1 protein-coding gene is annotated in these 783 nt (G+C 43.8%); it reads right to left on the minus strand.

Translation table 11 applies throughout. The annotated features are described in order from the left end of the window. Window positions 1-123 precede the first annotated feature (123 nt). Window positions 124-783: FGGY-family carbohydrate kinase (locus tag ACYVRH_RS13745; protein ID WP_461257452.1), on the minus strand; the 660-nt coding region annotated here is incomplete at its 5' end.

Here is a 783-nt window from a genome sequence, read left to right on the forward strand (position 1 = left end):
TTCCTGCGATGACTCCGGTAATAAAAACCAGAACGGAAAGATTGTTTCCCTTAGATTGAATTTTTTTCGTACAGCCAACCGTAAAAAGCATAGAGACGAGTAAAAGCGCGATTAATATTTTTTTCATAATTGTTTATTCCTTATATTTTTATACTCATAAAATAAATTATTGTAAAGGTCGGTATTATATAAATTTGGCTTAAAAGTTCTCTCTATACGGTAAAATACAGACGAAGCCTCGGCAAAAGACGCGAATTTCCCCAAAAAACAACTGCCGATTATCGCAAGGCCAAGGAGTTCCGCTTCTTTATATGCTCCTTCTATAACTTCCACACCGGTAATGTCCGCCTTTATCTGATTAAGAAGGGAACATTCTGCAAGCCCCCCTGTCACCCGTAACTGCCGCGCTTTTACGCCTGTTTCTTCCATAACGGAAAGCACGTCCCTAACCGCGAAACCAATGCTTTCAAGTATTGAATTGGCAAACTCGCGCCGTCCGGCAGTCAGGCTTATCCCGCTCCAGACGGCAGTTACAGACGGATTCCAAACAGGAGCGCGTTCACCCGCCAGATATGGAAGAAAAACCAATCCGCCCGAGCCGCTTTTGCTCTCCTTCGCAAGCGCGATAAATTCATCAAAGTTGAGCCTGAGCAAATCGCAAGCCCAATCAATAGCCTTGCCGGTGGTGTTGATAATCCCCGACAAATTCCAAAATGGTTTGATAGGATGGCCGTAAGACATCAGCCGGTTATCGAGAATACGGTTTTGAGTGCAGAGATTTAT

This window comes from Treponema sp. R80B11-R83G3 (assembly GCF_054786115.1).